Raw genomic sequence first — 18,906 nt, forward strand, 5'->3', positions numbered from 1 at the left:
GCCGTTATCACAGGCAACTGGCCTGAATAGAAGTGCCAGTTTCGGAGAAAAGAAATGGTCCAGCTTGCCGGAGCCAAGGAGAAAGTCGGAACGGCGCGCGGTATCTATCTCGCCTTGCGGGACCAGATTGCCAAAGGCGTCTATGCACCGGGAGACAGATTGCCTTCGACGCGGGCATTGGCGGAAGAGCTTGGCGTCTCCCGGACGACCGTGACGACGGCTTTCGAGCAACTGATCTCGGAGGGCTATGTCCAGGTGCGCCACGGCGCGAAAGCCACTGTCGTCGGCAATGTCGCCTCGGATGACGTCGAGCCGAACAGCATATCGCACGATGCGCCCCAAAGACTGTCGGCCTATGCGGCTCGCGCCATGCAACTGCGTGCGAGCGTGCCGGGCGACGCCGGACAACTGGAATACGATTTCCGCTACGGCGACGTCGCGCCGGGCGACTTCCCGAAACTGGCCTGGCGAAAGGCGCTTGGCGCGGCCGTGCTCGCGCACCGCGATCGCCTCAGCTATGGGCACCCTGCGGGTGGCTCGGCTCTACGGCAGGCGCTCCGCGGATATCTCTGGCGTGCGCGCGGCATCCGCTGCGAGGTCGAGCAGATCGTCGTTGTCAGCGGCTCCCAGCAGGCGCTCGACCTCTCAGCACGCGTTCTCGTCGATCCCGGCGACCGGGTGCTGATCGAGGAACCGTGCTACGCCATGGCGCGCAACGTGCTGGTCTCACTGGGCGCGGCACCGACGGCCATTCCATGCGATGAAGACGGTATGGTGACGGCGCAGTTGCCGGAGCCGTCGGGATATTCGCTCGCCTGCGTTACCCCGAGCCATCAGTTTCCGTTGGGCGGCGTTCTTTCCGTTGGCCGCCGTCGCGAACTGGTTGAATGGGCCGAAGCGGGAAACGTCCACATCGTGGAAGACGACTATGACGGCGAATATCGCTACGACGTCAGGCCGATCCCGCCACTCTATCTGTCGGGCCATGGCAAGGTCATCTATGTCGGAACCGTGTCGAAGACCTTATCCCCGACACTGCGTCTCGGCTATCTCGTCCTGCCCGAGCGGCTGGTGGAGCCGTTCGTCCGCTGCAAGCAGATCATGGATCGCCATAGCGCGCTGTTCGAGCAGGAGGCGCTCGCGGCCTTCATCGAAAGCGGCGCCTATGAGCGACATGTGCGGAAAATGCGCAGGACGAATGCCGAGAGGCGAAGGGTTTTTCTCGATGCCATGGCCGGCGCTTTCGCAAACCAGGTCGAGATCGTCGGCACGTCCGCGGGCTTGCATGTCGTGGTCTGGTTCAATGAGCTGGAAGCCCGATACGAGCAAAGCTTCGCGGACTATGCACGGCAAAACGGCATCGGAATTTATCCGGTCTCGCGTCTGTTCACCTGTCCGGGAGATCGGCGCGCAGGCTTCATCTTTGGCTATGCGTCAATGCCGGCTCATTTGATCCCCAACGGCGTCGGGCGCCTTGCAGAGCTTTTGACGCACGGACGCAACACGTTTTAGCCGTCATCGATGCCAAAGCATGTCACGCGACTCAATTCGCAATCGGGCGGCGTCAATCAGTGAAGTCGGGTTCAAGCCGCCTTCACCTCGGATGTCATCGCGCCTTCACGCGATTTTCGCCATGCCCGGCTGCCTTCCGGCGTAATGCAGTCCGAAACGGTTTCCGAGGAAGTCCACAAGCGAGACCTCTTCCTGGCGCACGAATCCCCTCTGCGGCAGCTTGTCCGTCGTCAGCATATCGAGAACGGCACAGATGCCCGCGGCCGTCGTGATCTGGATGGCGCTCATCATCCTTCCGCCGACCACATCGGCGTAGACCTTGTTGGCGTAGGTCTCCTGCAGGTAGCGCCCATCCTTCCAGCCACACACCGTGACGAAAATCACGACGACATCCTGCATCGTTGCGGGCAGAGCGTTTTCGAAAACGTCCTTCAACAGGTCGCGCCGGTTCTTCAGGTTGAGGTCGTTGAGAAGCGCTTTGACGATGAGGAGATGGCCTGGATAGCGCACAGTCCGGTAGTTCATGTTGCGCACCTTGCCCTCGAGCGACTTTGCCAGCGTCCCGAGCCCGCCGGAAGTGTTGAACGCCTCGTATGTCACGCCGTCGAGCGAGAACTCCTCCCGCTCCTCGAGCGCGGGAACATTGACTAGACGCCCTTCCACGATCGCCTCGCAGGGCTCGATATATTCGTTGATCAGACCGTCCGTGCTCCATGTCAGATTGTAGCTGAGCGCGTTGGACGGATACTGGGGCAGCGCTCCGACGCGCATGCGCACGCTGTCAAGCGCATCGAAGCGCTTGGTTAGATCGTTGGCGACAATCGAAATGAAGCCTGGCGCGAGCCCGCACTGGGGTATCATCGCGCATTCCGCCGTCAGTGCGAGCGCTTCGACGTGACGCGTGGTGGCGACATCCTCGGTCAGGTCGAGATAATGGACGCCAACAGCCGCTGCGGCTTCCGCGACTTGGCGGGTCAGGTGAAACGGCGCGGCCGACAGGACCGCGTATTTGCCCGTCAACGCCTGCTGTAAACGAGCGGCATCGGCAATGTCCAGCGCCTCTGTGGAGATGTCGGGATGCGACGGAATGCCTGCGAGTTGCGCAGCACTCCTGTCGATCACGGTAACCGCATAGTCGCGGCTATCGACCAGCATGGCAGCGATGGCGCCACCGATTTTCCCTGCACCAACGATGGCGACATTTTTCATTGCAAGCCCTTTCCCTTGGAAACTCCTTGCAAAGAATGAAGCTCTGGCTAATCAGTTTATAGCTATACTTTTTGCAAAATGACGCTAGATTTCATACAAACTGACGGAGCATTTCGACGAAGTGACCATATCGAGCAAAGATCGCGAACTTCTCGCCATATTGGGAGCGAATGCGCGGACGCCGCTTGCGACAATAGCAAAGCGTCTCGGCCTTTCGCGGACGACGGTTCAGACCCGTTTGGAACGCCTCGAGCAAAACGGCACCATAGCCGGATACGGTGTCCGCCTTTCCGAGCGCCATCTGTCGACGCTTTTGCGGGCGCATATCCTGATCACGATTGCTCCCAAGGCCCTGGTCTCGGTCACGGAGGAGCTTTCGGCCATCGAGGAAGTCGAGCTGCTCTATTCGGTCAACGGCCCTTATGATCTGATCGCGATCGTCACCGCGCCTGATGTCACCGAGCTTGATAGGGTGATCGATCGCATCGGGGAGCTGGCTGGAGTCGAGCGCACTCTCACATCGATCATTCTATCGACGCGTATTTCGAGATAAACCCGCTTTTGACACGGTGCTCCGGGCACCTTCGTCCCTTTCCAATAATCAGGACAGGGGACGGCGGTCAGATCGCCTGTCCGCACCTATCGTTCGACAAAATCGAATGAAACATCATGTTTTATTCGATGGATAAGAACATATAGAAATAATATCCTGCAATCAATCGAATGTGTGGGATATTCGAGTTGCCAATTCGTCAATTCTTAAAAATCTGTCCTGGCGTCGTGGCCGCTGTCGCGATCACCCTGCTGGCGCATGTCCTGGTCGCCGCGGAGAAAAGCGTCTTCGGCTTCGAACTGCTCGACGGCCTGGTCTTTGCCATCGTCCTCGGCACCGTGTTCCACACCGTCTTCGGATTGCCTTCCTGGCTGAAGCCGGGCGTTGATTTCTCAGCGAAATTCGTCCTTGAACTGGCGATCGTGCTGCTCGGCGCGTCCGTGAGCGTCACCACCATTTCCGACGCAGGCACCGAAATGGTGGCGATCGTGGTCGCAACGGTGGTCGCCTCCCTGATGACGAGTTACGGCATCTGCCGCCTGCTTGGTCTCGACGACCAGTTGGCAACCCTGGTGGCGTGCGGAAATTCGATCTGCGGCAATTCGGCCATCGTCGCCGCTGCTCCGGTCATCGGTGCCAAGTCGGACGATGTCGCAGCTTCGATCGCCTTTACCGCGGCACTCGGCATCGTCGTCGTCCTTCTCCTGCCGCCGCTCTTCCCGCTGTTCCATCTCAGCCAATGGCAATATGGCGTCTTCGCCGGCATGACCGTCTATGCCGTGCCGCAAGTGTTGGCCGCTACCGCGCCGATCGGCGTGGCGAGCGTGCAGATCGGCACCTTGGTGAAGCTGATGCGGGTCCTGATGCTCGGTCCCGTCGTGCTGGCGCTGCGGCTGAAGGACGGCAGGAGCGGAACGCAGGCGGGCGGCATCGCCTTTGCGCGCCTGGTACCATGGTTCATCATCGGCTTCTTCGCCATGATGTGCCTGCGCAGCTTCGGCCTCGTTCCCGTAACAATGGTCGACACCGCCAAGGCCGGTTCGGCCTTGCTGACCACGGTCTCGATGGCCGCACTCGGCCTTTCGGTCAACATGCGCACCGTCTTCGCCTCCGGCGGCCGGGTGCTTCTGGCCGGCGTGCTGTCCCTGACCGCCCTGGGGAGCTTCGCCTTCCTGGGCCTGGCGATCCTGCACGCGCAATAGGACTGCAAATCTCTGGCGTCCTGCCCCGCATCAACATCGCATTCGGTTCCATCACCGTAGCGCCTCGTCTCTTGTTCCTGCGCATATCATTGTTCCACAACCGAAGGCCGCTTTCGGGCGAGAGGCCATAGCCTTCGTCAGAATATCGGAACAGCCTTCAGCAACTGCCCTGCAGTTCCCTCACGAAGAGGGGACAGGCGGCAATTTGGGTGCCTCCAGTCCCCGAAAAGGATCGGCCCAGGCTTCGATCAGATCCAATTGATCGGCCCAGCGCTTCAACGCCGGATAGTCCTCGATCGGCATGCGGGCAGCGTCGTTGAAAGGCAGGAACGTCGCCATGCGCAGATCGGCAAACGAGATCGTTTCCCCCAGCAGCCAACGGCGATCCGAAAGCGCATTCTCAAGCAGGCTCGCCGCCCTGTGAAACTGCCTCAGGCCCTCCTCGACCATCGTGTCGTCGCACGAGCCAATGCCATATCGCAGTTTGGTGCCGCGCTCCCAATGCACGATGTCGCAGGCCTTGACGAAATTGTCCTTGCCCCAGCTGATCCAGCGGATCATATCCGGCTCGTCGTCATCCCTCCTCCATAGGGTCGAGCCGGCGCGCCGGGAAAGCCAACAGGCAATCGCATCGGCCTCCCAAAGGGTGCCCCCGGAATGTTCGAGGATCGGCAGAAGCAGGTTGGGATTGAGCGCCCGGAACCGCTCGGCCTGGCCGGAGGCCTGGGGCGAGGCGAACTCGAATTCGATCTTCATGTCGAGAAATCGCGCCACGGCGACGGCAAGACGCGGGTTGGGGTTTCGGCTGAAATACAACTTCATGTGATTTGTCCTCCGATGCGGTTTATAAATGATAGTCGTATGACGCACCCGCTTTTCGACATGAGTGGAAAAATATTGACGGCCGGGAGCGGCACGACGGACCGAAAACAGGCTTGGACAGCGCTCACCGAGACGTTCTCGACCTACGACGCGCCGAAATCCCTGCCGCCGCAGCCTTTGACGACCATCGGTGCGAAAGCGAACCTCGCATTCAAGGAATGGATCGCTGCAATAGAGTGAAGCGCGCAGACGCTGCGGCTCGCATTTTACGTCGAGGCAAGGCGAGACCCGAAGCGTGCCCTTATGGAACCGGGAGTTGAATCTATCGGCCTCATGCATTGACAGGACGGCCCGCGGCGATAAATTGGCCGCGTGAGTTAACGAACTCATCCCATTGTGGGGCGAGAATGCCCGGGAACGGCCCGGCCCCAAGAGGGCCGGTTCATGGCTTACAAATCGACGGACGCTCTCGACCGCGATCACGCCTCCGGTCGGTGGTTGCTGGGCAGGTGGCTGCTTTCATTGGCCACCATGAATGTGCCGCAGGCTGCTGGACCGGTGGCGTTCTCGCTCGTTGCCTTGAGCCTGACCAGAGATGCCAGCGGCGGCGCCGCAATCATTCTTGCAATGACACTGGCGCAAGTGGTTGGCGCGGCCCCGTTGACGCGGCTCGGCAAGAAACTGGCTGCGGCGACCTATCTGAGGCTGTTGGTGGCCGTTCGGACCCTGGCTCTCGCCTCCATTGCGCTCTCCGCATATTGCGAGGCACGCTTCATTTGGTTGATTCCGCTCGCGGCGATCGCAGGACTGGTCAATGCGGCCGCATATGGCTACCTGCGGTCACTCCTGAACCATATAAGTCCTGCTTCCCAACTGCCCCGGGCACTCGGTATTGCGACCACGCTGAACGAGATGACCTACGTCGTGGCACCGGTCATGGCGTCCGGCCTGGGCACTGTTTCCCCGGTCTTTGCCATTGTCGCTCTCACACTTCTCGGTGCCTTGCCCGCGCTCTTGGCTCCGAACACCCGCTCAGCCGCGGTTGAGGACATGCGCCATGCCGAAGGATCGGTCATCAGCCCCGCGATCGCGATGTGGCTTCTATACGACCTGGCAGGTGCCGCGGCCGTTGCCGCTATCGAAATCGGTGCCGTGGCGTTGGCGCTGAAATTCGGATACCGACCAGGCTTCGCCGTTCTTTTCACGGTGCCGCTGTGCCTTGCCTCGGTCACGGGGGGAATTTGGGTCAGCGTCAGAAATCGCATGGCGAAGCGGAGCAATGCGCTGGTGCAACTCGCGATCATGATGCTTGGTTCGGCTCTTATCGCACTGCAGCTATCGATCGCGACGGCCATTGTCGGGACGGTCCTGGTCGGATTGATGCTGGCTCCCCTGGCAACCTATTGCGGGCTTGTTCTGGAGACATTGGTGCCCGCTCACAAGCACCCCGACATATTCGCGCTGCAACGATCCGCAGAAGCGACAGGCGTTATCATCGCAAGCGCAATGCTGACCTTGGCGTCGCTGCCGGTCGCGCTTACGCTCGGTGCTGGCATGATGGTATCCGTCACCGTGATGATCGCTATCGCATCGCTCAAGAGGTAACCGGTGGGAATTGCGACGTCGATAAGCGCGAGGCCTGAATTTTCGAGCAGCGACGGCGCGTGTCCTATTCGAAGCTGGCGGCAAAATTGCTGTGGGGTCGTGTCCGGCGGTGTCACTCACCGATGCCGGCGTCCGGCGTGAGCGCGCCCCAGTTGGCCACGCCTGGACGTCACTCGGCAACCAGGAGCAGGTCGGACGCGATGATGGAGACCCCCACCAGCGCCAGCACTGCATATGTAAACCATCGTCTGAAATTCGAACTCATCCTGAGACTTCCTCTGATTGGCATGGACCCGAGCTAGGTCGCGCCGGGCTCCGTTTCAAGAGGCGGCGACGATGGGCGAGCCGTTTCCTCGGCCGCGCGGCGCCATCGTTGTTGCGTCGGCTTTGACGCAAAGGAGCCTGAAGGCCTGGACTGCTTTTGGCCCCGGGCGGTCGTTGCCGATACGCGCGGAAGGCTTCATTTCGGGGCGCATTCGTGCGAACAATCCGGCCGCAGCAGCAGAGGCGACAAAGCATGCCCTCAATCGACATCGACATCCTCGACGCCAACAGGGCTGCACCACATCTGTCGCGCTTCGCCGACATCCTCGTCGACAGTGTCGAAGGCGGCGCTTTGATTGGCCATGTCCTTCCCATCGACCGGGGATCGGTCGAAACCTATTGGAACGATGTCATTGCATCGGCCGGCGCGGGCGAGCGCCTTCTGATCTGCGCGATCGTCGGCGGCCAGATCGCCGGGACGGTCCAGCTCTATCTGTCGCCCGAGCCGAATGCGCCACACCGGGGCGAGGTCTACAAGCTGCTCGTCCACCGGGACTTCAGGAACCACGGCATCGGCGAGGCACTGATGAAGACCGTCGAGAGCGAGGCGCGGAAGCACGGGCGCACGCTGCTGCTCCTCGACACCGTGCAGGGCGGCGCGGGCGAGCGCCTGTACCGCCGCCTCGGCTGGCAGGAAATCGGCGTGGTGCCCATGCACTTCGTCGACCCCTGGGGAGAGTTCAAGTCGTCCGTCTATATGATGCGCTTTCTCGATCCCTGAACATGGACCGGCTAGGCGACCGGGTTCATCTGTAATATTGCCACCCCTTGAGATAGTAATCGAGCAGCACCGGCCGGTCGAGGGTATTGACCTCGACATCCCCCGCTATCGTGTCTTTGTCGAATTCGAAATGTTTGATTATGTTGGCTTCGGTCAGATAGCGCGTTTCGACCGTCAACCGCGGCCGGGCCATGTTGAGCTTCGCATCGCTGGCCAGCACGAAGCCCCATTCGCCGAATGACGGCACGTTGGTATGGTAGGGGTAGATGTTGCCGAAGCCGGCTTTCTCGACCGTCTTGGCGATGCTCCAGAAGGCCCGGGGCGCGAAAAACGGGCTCGTCGCCTGGGTGACGAACAATCCACCGGGCGACAGACGATCATGCGCCAGGTGGTAGAACTGCTCGCTATAGAGCCGCGTCAGCGCATTGTTGTTGGGATCCGGCAGATCGGCGACGATCAGGTCGAAGCGTACCTGGCTGGACTGCAGGAAGACGAAGGCGTCGTCCAGGATCACCTTTACTTTCGGTGATGCCAGGCTGTTGCGATTGAGCGCAGTGAAATAGGGATTGGTCCTGGCGAGTTCGATCATTTTGGGATCGAGATCGACCAGCGTGATCTCACTGATATCCTTGTATTTCAGCAATTCCCGCACGGCGAGCCCATCGCCGGCGCCGAGCAGCAGCACACGCTTCGGCGGCGTCGGGTCGAGTGAGATCGGAATATGGATGAGCGATTCATGATAGCGATATTCGTCGACCGACGAGAATTGCAGATTGCCGTCGAGATAGAGCCGCACGTCTTCGCGATCCCGCGTCACCACGATCCGCTGATAGCGCGTCTGCGTGCTGTAGACGATGCGGTCCTCGTAGAGGCTCTGGTCCCAATGTTCGAGGAAATAATGCGACAGCGCGATCATCGCCGCCAGCATGACGGTGAGCAGAATGGTGATCCGTGTCAGCCGACGCGCCGGACTGCCGATCTCGTCGCGAAAGGTGTGCAGCACGGCAAAGCCGATCGACATGTTGGCGAAGCCGAACAGCAGTGACGACTGGTAGACGCCGAACACCGGCAGCAGCAGGAACGGAAAGGCAAGGGTCGCCACCAGCGCGCCGAAATAATCGAAGGACAGGATGTTGGCGATATTCACCTTGAGCGGATTGTAGCGCTCCATCAGGCGTGTGAGGAACGGGATTTCCAGCCCGATCAGCACGCCGATGGCGATGGTGAAAAACAGATAGACATGCAGGAAGTATCCGGTCCAGGCATAGGCGAAATAGAGCGCCGGGATGCTGAGGCCGCCAAGTGCCGCCAGCGCCAGTTCGATGCGAACGAAACGGGCCAGCAGGTCGCGGTCGACATATTTCGACAGGAACGTGCCCGCGCCCATCGACGCCATGTAGATGCCGATGGTCAGCGAAAAATACATGACGCTGTCGCCGAGAAAATAGGCGGCGGTCGTGGCGATCAGCAGTTCGTAGATGATCGAGCACAGACCCGAGACGAAGGCCGAAAAGATCAGGGTGAGCGCCCGCCGGCTCGTGCCGGATGACATTGTGTCGTCGGTTTCGGTTTCGATCGGACTGCTCACTTGCCACTTTCCGGGCCGCCGCCGAGGAGGTTGGGGCCATTGATGCTCTCGGCGCGGCTGCTGCGCTCGTGATATTCCTCGACGCCGCTCCAATACCAGCGCGAGGCGCGGGTGTTGAAGCCGTGATAGCCGGAATAGCCGTAGCCATTGGCGGCGGGCATGAACAGCAGCAGATAGATCACGCCGAGAATGACGGCGGTGATCTGCACGGCATTGCGTGTCGCCCGGTTCACAGGAACCTCCTGACGACGCTCGTCAGCGTGCGGTTGAGGATCTCGTTGGCGATCAGCCCGATCGCCAGCGTCAGGATGCCGAAGATCATATGTGGTATGCTGCTTCCGACCGCGCGGTCGATGGTGACATAGATCTCGTCGGGCGTCTTGTCGCCTTCCGTCTTGATGTTGAGGTAATAAATGCCCTTCACCGGAATTGTGATCTTCATCTGGTAGCTTCTGTCGGCTTCGTTCCAGTAGCCGTCCTCGTCGGTACCGTCCTCGTGCCAGAGTTCCTTGCCGAAGGAAAACAGATAGCCTTTGTTGGCGTCCAGAACCTCGCCCTCGACGAAATTCCAGCTGTTGACCGGCAGGCTGGCATCGATGCCGACCTGCAGAACCTGGCCGTCGCTGGTGACCTCGATCGGGCCGACAATGGCATAGCTCAGCATCGGATATTGTTCGCCGGGCTCGACGGCATCGTCGTCGCTGGCCGGCGTGTCCGACTTGCCGGCCACGATGTCGCCCGGCCGGGAAGGAGCCTCCTGGCGTGTGACATTGCTGTGGAAGACGGATTCCGCATCGAAGCTCAGCACGAAAGCGGTCAGCAGGCTGAGCAACCCGAAGGCGATGAACACATAGGCCACCTTGGTATAGTCCACGCTTTCGCGCGAGGGAGGACCGGGCGGCTGCGGATCGGGCTGCGGCGGATCCGCATTCTGTGCTTTTCGGCCGAAGCTTGGTTTGCTCATCGTCATCGGCTTCAGATCAGGAAGGCCAGCACGACAGCGAAGGCGATGGCTGTCGTGGCTTCGAGAATGCCGGCGCCGACATTACGGTCCTCGCGGATCTCGCGGCCGAGCGATTTGCCCGGGATGATCATCCTGTCTATCGCGAGCCGGATCAGCGGCAGGGCGACGAAGGCAATGAGGTCGGCGACGAAGAACTGCGTCAGATCCTTCTTCCAGTCGGTGAAATTGCCGGCCGCGGCATTGGTGATCAGGATCGACAGGGCGACCAGATTGCCGCCGAAGGCAATGCCGGCGGCGAGGTTTTGCTGCATCAGTTCGGCATGTATGTCGTAGCTGGAAAACCTCTCGTAGATCAGGCTGAAGAAGAGCAGCGACAGCTGGCCGAGCACGAAGAAGACGACCGCGGAGAGCACGCCGCCGCCCTCGCCGGAAATCGCCCCGGCGGCGACAAGGCCGGTGGCGAGATAGGCGCCGAAATGCACCGCGCCGACGCCGACATTCCTCTCCCGTACCAATTGTTCGGTGTCGCTGAACCGGCGGAGAATGGCGATATCGTTGAACCAGCGCGCCAGATTGAGAAAAACCAGGCCAAGCAGGGAATAACCGCCGACAACCATCAGATCATGCATCAGCCCCTGCGATGGGCCGATCAGGGCGCCGACGAAGATCGCCGCCGTGGCAAGATAATAACCGGCCATGGCAAGCCCGATGGCCGGATTGTCGCGCTCGGCCAGTTCATCGTTGAGCTTGTAGGAAATCGACAGGCTCTTGAACCACTTGGCCAGCAGGAAGAGGAACAAATACAGGATGATGAAGGCCAGCGCCTTGATCACATCATCCAGGCCGATGGCTTTGAAATCCATTCTCTGCTCGTGGTTTCGGGGGTGACGGAAGAGCTCTAAGGTGATTTTTCCCGCATCACAGAAGAGATTGCAACAGCCTTGCTGCGCGGTCAGCCTCGAGCGATCGTCTTTACCGCGATGCGGACCGGCGAGAAATGGGCTTTCAATGGCTCGACCGCAAGGCGTGCGTCGCAGGCTCCGCACATGAAGATATCGATCGCCGCAAAGCCGGTCTCCGGCCATGTGTGGATGCTGATATGGGACTCGGCCAGCAAGGCGACGCCGGTGATGCCACCCGCTTCGCCGAACTGATGAAGTCGTATATCGATCACGGATGCGCCACACGACCGGGCAGCCGCCAGGAGAGCCGCTTCGATCAGCGCCGGATCCGTAAGGCCTCGCGCATCGAAGAGGTCGAGCAGCACATGCAGCCCGGGCGCGTAGGGATTGACGGCCTCGTTGGCGCCCTCTTTGGCTATGTCAAAATCAGCCGCTTCGCCAGGCATCAAGTCTTATCCAGTCATTGAGAATCAAGCACCGTCGACCGGTCGCAATCCAGAGGTATAGTCAGGCCTCATGGTTCGCAAAAGTGCGATGCTCAAACAATCGCCGTCTCCAGATTTTTCGCAGCGTCGCTTTGATGACGATAATCGAAGAGCGGTTCCCATGGGATGAATTCAGAACAGACGATCGGAAAACTGCCAGTCCTCCCATTTCCCGAGAAAATTCGCCTCCCGCGCGATCCAATCGACGGCGTTGCTTCCCCACTCCTGCATTCGGCCCGCATATTCGCCCATCAGCCAGAAGTGGCGGACGATCACAAACCGGTGGGCAGCTTCGAAATCTTCTGCAGTGATCGGCCGGACGGCCCGATATCCATCGACAAAGGCGTCCCACATGGGGGTCGATTTCCGGCCGAAGGATATTTGCGCCCACAGGAATACCGACAGGTCATAGGCCAGATATCCCGGACCTCCGTCGTCGAAGTCGAAAAAGACAGCTTCACCGGCGTCGTTGATACGCGCATTGAAGCCGTGACAATCTCCATGACAATGCGTCCAGGTCAGGTCGCCAAATGCTTCGATTGCTTTTCCGGTTCGTAGAGCGATGCTCTCAAGATCGCCGAAGACTGTCCCGTTTTCGACAAGTCCGCTGTCGCGAATGCGCGCGAGGGGCCGGTGCAGCAGATGTTCGAGGTCAAGCCGATAAAATGCGCCGTCGGAAGAAAATGTCTCGGCTGCCCTGTGCAGGAGTGCAAGCGTTTTGCCGTTGGCCTGGGCATCGCCGGCGTCCGTCGCATCCGGCTCGCGGCCATCGATTGCATGGAACAGCACCGCCGAACGGGCACCCTCCGGCGCATGACCGTGAAGGAAGAAGGCACCATCGCGTGTTGGGATGGGGGCGGCGACCGGAACTCCCGATTGCGAAAGATGCAACAGAAATGCCGTTTCGGTTTTGACGTCGGCAGGACCGCGAGCACGGCGATGGGAAAGCCGAAACACATAGCGCTCGCCGTCTTTTCCCGTCGCGAGATAGACATCGTTGAAGCCGCGTTGAAGCATTCGGCAGGAGACCGGCCCTGCGAGCGCATAATGCTTGTTGATGAACCGTTCGATCGCCTCAATCTGCGAGGTCGCGTACAGTGGATCGAAATCAAGCATGTCAGTGCTCCGTAAGAGCCTCGCGAGGCAGGTTCCGGAAAAGTGTCCCACGGTTTTCCAACGAGAACCTGTGACAAACAAAAGACGAGAGCATGTCGCCTGAAAGTGGACACCGGTTTCAGGACAACGACATGCTCAAACAAAGGCTTTGAGCGCGGTTCTGATTCTATCAGAACGCAAAGCGCTCTAAGCGTTTCGTAGCCGGTTTTGCGATTTTGGAAAATAGTCGGTTCTACCGCGGCTGCAACGGCTGCAATCGGCGCAACGCTGCCTCGTCGCGGGGGCCGCCTCGACTTTTCAACGGTCGTGAGGAGAGACCTTATTTTTGGCCGCTACCGAAGACCGGCTGGGCGCGCCGCATGAAATCGCTGAATTGCGCCGCCGGCATCGGCTTGCCGACGAGGTAGCCCTGGATTTTCTGGCAGCCGCACTCCATCAGAAACRCCGCCTGTTCGCTGGTTTCGACGCCTTCGGCGATGACGTCCAGGCCGAGCTTTTCAGCCAGCGAAATCATCGCCATCGACAGCGTCATGTTGCTGGCATCGCCGGGCACGTCGGTGAGGAAGGAACGGTCGATTTTCAGCCGCGAGACCGGAAAGCTCTTCAAAACGCTCAGGCTTTAATAGCCGGTGCCGAAATCATCGATCGACAGCGCCACGCCGAGGTCGGAGATTTCGCGCATCTTGGCAATGGCGAGCGGCAGGTCCTGCATGATCAGGCTCTCGGTCACTTCCAGTTCGAGATAGCGCGCATCGAGGCCCGCGTCTTCGAGCACATGGGCGACGTCCGAGGCCAGGTCCTTTTCCTGGAATTGTCGTGCCGAGACATTGACGCTCACGACCAGGGCAGGCAGGCCCTCGTCCTGCCACGATCTGGCCTGCCGGCAGGCCTCGCGCAACACCCAGGCGCCGAGCGGAACGATCAGCCCGGTCTCTTCCGCCAGCGGGATGAAGGTCGACGGCGGTATCAAGCCGCGGACCGGATGGTTCCATCGCAGCAACGCTTCGGCGCCGAAGATCTCACCGCTGCCGAGATTGCGCTGCGGCTGGAAGTGCAGGACGAATTCATCTTCCCGCAAAGCCTTGTACAGCTCTTCGGTCAGTGCGAGTTTCTGGCGGACGCTTTCGGCCATTTCGAACGAGAAGAGCTGTAGATTGTCGCGCCCGGCCTCCTTGGCGCGGTACATGGCAGTGTCGGCATTGGCGAGAAGTTCGGACCGGGTTTCGCCGTGCTCGGGATAGCATGAGACACCCATGCTGCAGGTAACGCCCAGTTGCTTGCCGCCGAGGGCGATGGGCTGGGCGATCACGCCGCGAATGCCTTCGAACCTCGCCGTCAGCCTGTCTTTTTCTTCTTGAAGCACATTCAGAATGACGACGAACTCATCGCCACCGACGCGACCGACCGTTCCGTCCTTGCCGAGAACGGTCTGCAGACGCGACGCCATGACCTTGAGCAGTTCATCGCCAGCGGCATGCCCCAGGCTGTCATTGACGAGCTTGAAATTGTCGACATCGATGAAAGCGACGGCGACGCGCTGCCTGGCATTACGCGCCCTGGCAAGGCTGTTCTCGAGCTCTGTGTCCATGAGCAGTCTGTTGGGTAATTCCGTCAGTGTGTCATGCAGCGCGAGAAAGTTGATCCGGTCTTCCGTGCGCCGGCGCTCGATGGCGATGCCGGCAAGGTGTGCCGCAATAGCGATCAGTTTCTCATGCTGCTCGGTGGGAGCGCGCCTCTCCGTGGCGTAAAGCGCAAATGTGCCAAGCACATCGCCTTGCGATGAATGGATGGGCGTCGCCCAGCACGACTTGAAATCAAATGCAGCGATGTCCGAATTGCAATTTCTCCATGCCGGATCCGAGTCCATATCTGCGGCGATGACGGGTCTGTCGAACCAGACCGACGCCCCGCACCCTCCGACATCGGGTCCAATCTCCACCCGGGCGCAAAGCCGGCAAAAGCCTGCAGGCAGCGAAGGCCCCGCGCCGAATGTCAGATGCCCCCGGTCCTCGGCAACCAGCATGACGCAGCCAGACATGCCCGGGACCTGTGCCTCGATCATCGAGGTCAACTCGGCCAGGAATTCGGTGAGCGGCATGCCTTTCGCAACAAGCTCCAGCAGTCGCGCCTGAGCCTGAATGAGACGTTCCGCCTGCTTGCGGGCTGATATATCCCGGGACATGCCCAACACGCCGATAATGTTGCCATTGGCATCACGAAGCGGCAGGCGTGACATCATCAGCCAGCGGTCACCGTTGCGGATCAAGGACACTTCCTCGATCCCAAGATCGGGCTCTCCGGTGTCGATAACCTTTCGTTCGACGGCTTCGATCGCCGATGCCGCCTCGAACGGGTGCAGATCGAATTCGGTCTTGCCGAGAAGCTCGGCCAGGCTCGTCAGATTGTTGTCGACGACGACGGCTTTGTTGGCGAAGAGAAATCGCCCCTCGAGATTCTTTGCATAGATATAGTCGGGAATCTGATCGATCATTCCTTCCAGCCAGTCATGGCGGCCGGAGCTGTTGTCTTGCCCAAGGGGAAGGCGCTCGATGGCGCGCTTGAGCTGATCGACATCGGCGCTGTCGGATCGCTGATCCCGTATGATTGCCGATTTTACCGAGTTTTTTGCGGTCAAATCGATTTCTCCACTGTCGAGGTCAGGTACCGGTCGTCTGATTATTTCCATGGGTTACTAAAATGCAGTTAAAACTAAAGGGTTAGCTATATTAGCAGGCGAATGCGAGCCGCTTGCGGCCTCGCGACGGATGCAGCCCGGACGTTGCCGGCGAAACGCCGGCCCATTGGATCACGGCCGTGGAGGAAGCCCTGATTTGCCCAAGGACGCGCTGGAGGTGAAGCGCGGGATTTCCGATAGCCGACGGCCATATTGTCGCCCCTCTTGTCTGGCGTCCTCAGGCGTCACCGACATGAAGGAGGCTTCGTTGCATTTCGCCAGCCGTTTCGCTGTTCTCGCTTGCCTGCTCCTGATGCCGTCATTGGCGCTATCGAGCGATCAGAAAGACGCGTCGTTCAAGGACTGCCGGACATGGGTGAACAGCCTGGGCATCGTCGAGGCCAATGAAAAAACCACGATAGACGACATTCCCGATGGCTGCCGGCTCAGGCATTTCTACGCGAAATTCTCGCCCCGCAATCGCTACCGCATCGATGAGGCCACGCTCGTCGCGCCCGGACTGTTCGACGCGATCGCCCACGAAACACCGCCGGCACAGTTGGACCTGACGCTCACCGGCTTCAAGGTCTCGCCCGAAGTCGGCAGCCGCCTCACGGGCTACATCATCGAAATGCAATCCGACCCGATGACCATCCATCTGAACTACAGATGGGATCAAAAGGCGCGGACGGTCGACCTGGCCGACTTCAGCGTCACCGTCGGCCGCAATGGCGGTGTCCGCCTGGCGGGCCACGTTTCGGATTTCGATTTCGATCCGGCGCTGACCGGCGGCCCCGACACGGTCCCCGGCAAGCTCGACAGGCTGACGGTGACGCTGGACAATGGCCGTCTTTTCACCTCGTTTGCCGCGATCCCCCTGATCGGCATGCTGACGTCGGACGCCGATCCGGTGCCGCTGATCGACGGCTATAAGGCGGCGGCAACCGCTTTCATCGGCGGCCTGCCCGCCGACAAGGCATCCGACGGCAGCAAGGCGGCTCTCAAACATTTCGTCGCCGACTTCCCGCGCCCGACAGGTGCCTATTCGCTGGAATTGACATCCGATGCCGGCATTGCGTTCAACACGCTCGACGATCTGTCAGCCTTGGCTCGTGCGCTTTCCAGCACCCATATCGAGGCTTCGCGCACGGACAAGCCATGATCTTCTACAAGTGCTGTCCGCTTCTATCGCCGCTCATGTTGCAATCCGGCTTAACCGCTCTTGACGACGACGGGTCCGGCGTCCGATCAAGCAGGCGCGATTTTCGCGGGAACTGTGGCCGAGGGGCGGATGATGGACGACGGCGCGACGGTGAACGGCAATGTGTCCTTCTGGTATGCCGATATCGGCGGTCTGCCGGGCTATCGGGCGCCCTTGCCGGGTGACATCACCGCAGATGTCTGCATCGTCGGCGCGGGCTATACCGGGCTCTGGACCGCGTACTATCTCCGAAAGAGCGATCCCTCGCTCCGCGTGGTCATCGTCGAGAGGGAATTCGCCGGCTTCGGCGCTTCCGGCCGCAATGGCGGCTGGCTGTCCGGCGGCTTTTCCTGGTCGAAGGCCAAATATCTCAGGACCTCGTCGCGTGCCGACGTGATCCGCATGGAGCGCGCCATGGCCGGCACGGTCGATGAAGTCTGCGCCGTCGCGGCAGCGGAAGGCATCGATGCCGACATCAGGCGCGTCGACAACCTGCTGGTCGCCACCAACAAGGCACAGCTCGACCGACTGCAATCCGCCTATCGCGACGACCTCGCCTGGGACATCCCGCCGGAGGAAGTCGAGCTGCTCGACGCCGTCGAAACCGCAAAACGCATCGCCATCCGTAATGTCCAGGGCGGTTTCGTCAGTCGCGGCATGGCCCGGGTGCAGCCCGCCAAGCTGGTGCGCGGACTGGCGGCAGTGGTCGAGCGCCTGGGCGTTCCGATCTACGAAAGGACGGAGGTCCTCGGCATCGAAAAGGGCAAGGTTACGACGAGCAAAGGCACAGTCCGCGCGCCAATCATCATCCGCGCCACCGAAGGGTTCACCGCAGGTCTTGCCGGTCATAAGCACACATGGCTGCCACTGAACTCCGCCCAGATCGTCACCGAACCCTTGCCGGGAAGCCTCTGGCGCGAGATCGGCTGGGAAGGCCATGAACTGCTCGGCGACTTGGCGCATGCCTATTGCTACGCCCAGCGCACCCGCGAGGGCCGGATCACCATGGGCGGCCGCGGCGTGCCCTATCGCTTCGGCTCCCAAACCGACGACCGTGGCCAGACGCAGGCTGCGACGATCGCACAGCTCAAGGCCATCCTCTACCGGCTGCTGCCGCAGACCAAAAGCCTCAGGATCGACCATGCCTGGTGCGGCGTGCTCGGCGTGCCGCGCGACTGGTGCACGACGGTCGGCCTCGACCGGCAGACCGGGATCGGATGGGCAGGCGGCTATGTCGGCCTCGGCGTCTCCACCTCCAACCTATCCGGCAGGACGCTCAGAGACCTGATCCTCGGCCTCGACACGCCGCTTGCGACGCTGCCATGGGTCAACCACGCGGTCAAAAAATGGGAACCGGAGCCGCTCAGATGGCTCGGCGTCCACTCCATGTACCAACTCTACCGCATCGCCGACGAACGCGAGGCGGCAGGCCTTGACCACACGTCAAAACTTGCCGCCGTCGCCGACCGGCTCACCGGACACTAACCGCATCAATCTGAAGGACCTTTTGATGATACCTTTCCTCACATTCGCCCATCTCGCCGACATCGACCTCGGAGCCGCCGAGCCCAAGCCCACATCGATCGAAGGCGATCAGATGGAGGCCGCCGCGACGCTCTGGACCTCGCCGGACGGCCGTGTCGAGGTCGGCGTCTGGGAATGCACGCCCGGCCGCTTCACCGCAAACCGCGAGACCAATTCCGAAATCTGCCACATCGTTTCCGGCAGGGTATCGCTGCACGACACTGACGGCCGGACGCGCGATGTCGCTCCCGGCGAAGTGCTCGTGCTCCCGATCGGCTGGAAGGGCGAGTGGACGATCCATGAGAAGACCCGCAAGCTCTACATGACGCAGTCGGTGTGACGGGTGCGCAAACGACAACCTGTCGTCAAAAGTGGCGGCAGGCTTTCGGGATAACCACATGCGTAAAACAACAGACAAAGCGCGCTGCCCAAACCCATGAGTGGGTGACGCGCATTAGATGAAATAAACCCTTGCCTTCCGAAGCGGCTTTCGATCTTCTGACG

17 protein-coding genes and 1 pseudogene are annotated in these 18,906 nt (G+C 60.6%); 9 read left to right on the top strand and 9 right to left on the bottom strand.

Annotated features, from left to right (window positions below; genetic code table 11):
• Positions 1–54 precede the first annotated feature (54 nt).
• The gene (gene pdxR, locus AC1DYF_RS17850) at positions 55–1,512 is read left to right on the top strand and encodes a MocR-like pyridoxine biosynthesis transcription factor PdxR (RefSeq protein ID WP_477878091.1); all 1,458 of its coding nucleotides are present in this window, start codon (positions 55–57) and stop codon (positions 1,510–1,512) included.
• 105 nt (positions 1,513–1,617) lie between these two features.
• Here the strand turns inward: pdxR and AC1DYF_RS17855 are convergent, their stop codons facing one another.
• Complete coding sequence (locus tag AC1DYF_RS17855; protein ID WP_477878092.1) at positions 1,618–2,721, bottom strand: saccharopine dehydrogenase family protein; 1,104 nt, start codon at positions 2,719–2,721, stop codon at positions 1,618–1,620.
• 121 nt (positions 2,722–2,842) lie between these two features.
• Here AC1DYF_RS17855 and AC1DYF_RS17860 point away from each other — a divergent pair, with 121 nt between their 5' ends.
• Entirely contained in the window at positions 2,843–3,274 is a 432-nt protein-coding gene (locus AC1DYF_RS17860) for an Lrp/AsnC family transcriptional regulator (RefSeq protein ID WP_477878093.1), read from the top strand.
• Between the two features lie 188 nt (positions 3,275–3,462).
• Complete coding sequence (locus AC1DYF_RS17865; RefSeq protein WP_477878094.1) at positions 3,463–4,476, top strand: YeiH family protein; 1,014 nt, start codon at positions 3,463–3,465, stop codon at positions 4,474–4,476.
• Positions 4,477–4,656: 180 nt separating this feature from the next.
• On the opposite strand, the gene AC1DYF_RS17870 is transcribed toward AC1DYF_RS17865, so the two are convergent.
• The gene (locus AC1DYF_RS17870) at positions 4,657–5,298 is read right to left on the bottom strand and encodes a glutathione S-transferase family protein (protein ID WP_477878095.1); all 642 of its coding nucleotides are present in this window, start codon (positions 5,296–5,298) and stop codon (positions 4,657–4,659) included.
• 39 nt (positions 5,299–5,337) lie between these two features.
• On the opposite strand from AC1DYF_RS17870, the gene AC1DYF_RS17875 reads away from it, so the two are divergent.
• From AC1DYF_RS17875 to AC1DYF_RS17885, 3 genes are all read left to right on the top strand, one after another.
• On the top strand, positions 5,338–5,538 hold the full coding sequence (locus AC1DYF_RS17875) for a hypothetical protein (protein ID WP_477878096.1): 201 nt from the start codon (positions 5,338–5,340) through the stop codon (positions 5,536–5,538).
• A 204-nt stretch (positions 5,539–5,742) separates the two neighbouring features.
• Positions 5,743–6,903, top strand: coding sequence for an MFS transporter (locus AC1DYF_RS17880; protein ID WP_477878097.1), 1,161 nt, complete (start codon positions 5,743–5,745; stop codon positions 6,901–6,903).
• A 517-nt stretch (positions 6,904–7,420) separates the two neighbouring features.
• Positions 7,421–7,948, top strand: coding sequence for a GNAT family N-acetyltransferase (locus AC1DYF_RS17885; protein ID WP_477878098.1), 528 nt, complete (start codon positions 7,421–7,423; stop codon positions 7,946–7,948).
• Positions 7,949–7,973: 25 nt separating this feature from the next.
• On the opposite strand, the gene AC1DYF_RS17890 is transcribed toward AC1DYF_RS17885, so the two are convergent.
• The 7 genes and pseudogenes from AC1DYF_RS17890 to AC1DYF_RS17920 form a co-directional block, all read right to left on the bottom strand.
• Positions 7,974–9,536: a polyamine aminopropyltransferase gene (locus tag AC1DYF_RS17890; protein ID WP_477878099.1), complete on the bottom strand. Its 1,563-nt coding sequence runs from the start codon at positions 9,534–9,536 to the stop codon at positions 7,974–7,976.
• Positions 9,533–9,769 (bottom strand): hypothetical protein, encoded by a 237-nt coding sequence (locus AC1DYF_RS17895; protein ID WP_477878100.1) that lies wholly within the window; start codon positions 9,767–9,769, stop codon positions 9,533–9,535. Before AC1DYF_RS17895 ends, AC1DYF_RS17890 begins: the two co-directional genes overlap by 4 nt.
• Entirely contained in the window at positions 9,766–10,500 is a 735-nt protein-coding gene (locus AC1DYF_RS17900; RefSeq protein WP_477878101.1) for a hypothetical protein, read from the bottom strand. Before AC1DYF_RS17900 ends, AC1DYF_RS17895 begins: the two co-directional genes overlap by 4 nt.
• 11 nt (positions 10,501–10,511) lie before the next feature.
• On the bottom strand, positions 10,512–11,363 hold the full coding sequence (locus AC1DYF_RS17905) for a DUF350 domain-containing protein (RefSeq protein WP_477878102.1): 852 nt from the start codon (positions 11,361–11,363) through the stop codon (positions 10,512–10,514).
• A gap of 89 nt (positions 11,364–11,452) precedes the next feature.
• Positions 11,453–11,848: an adenosylmethionine decarboxylase gene (gene speD, locus AC1DYF_RS17910; protein WP_477878103.1), complete on the bottom strand. Its 396-nt coding sequence runs from the start codon at positions 11,846–11,848 to the stop codon at positions 11,453–11,455.
• Between the two features lie 171 nt (positions 11,849–12,019).
• The gene (locus AC1DYF_RS17915; RefSeq protein WP_477878104.1) at positions 12,020–13,003 is read right to left on the bottom strand and encodes a phosphotransferase enzyme family protein; all 984 of its coding nucleotides are present in this window, start codon (positions 13,001–13,003) and stop codon (positions 12,020–12,022) included.
• Positions 13,004–13,322: 319 nt separating this feature from the next.
• A pseudogene (locus AC1DYF_RS17920) lies at positions 13,323–15,689 on the bottom strand (sensor domain-containing protein).
• Between the two features lie 241 nt (positions 15,690–15,930).
• Here AC1DYF_RS17920 and AC1DYF_RS17925 point away from each other — a divergent pair.
• From AC1DYF_RS17925 to AC1DYF_RS17935, 3 genes are all read left to right on the top strand, one after another.
• Positions 15,931–16,839 carry a hypothetical protein gene (locus tag AC1DYF_RS17925; RefSeq protein ID WP_477878105.1) on the top strand — a complete coding sequence of 303 codons (909 nt, stop codon included), beginning with the start codon at positions 15,931–15,933 and terminating at the stop codon, positions 16,837–16,839.
• Positions 16,840–16,968: 129 nt separating this feature from the next.
• On the top strand, positions 16,969–18,363 hold the full coding sequence (locus AC1DYF_RS17930; protein ID WP_477878106.1) for an NAD(P)/FAD-dependent oxidoreductase: 1,395 nt from the start codon (positions 16,969–16,971) through the stop codon (positions 18,361–18,363).
• Positions 18,364–18,388: 25 nt separating this feature from the next.
• Positions 18,389–18,742 carry a cupin domain-containing protein gene (locus AC1DYF_RS17935; protein ID WP_477878107.1) on the top strand — a complete coding sequence of 118 codons (354 nt, stop codon included), beginning with the start codon at positions 18,389–18,391 and terminating at the stop codon, positions 18,740–18,742.
• The last annotated feature ends 164 nt before the right edge of the window (positions 18,743–18,906 follow it).

The organism is Rhizobium sp. P2_G9 (assembly GCF_056403475.1).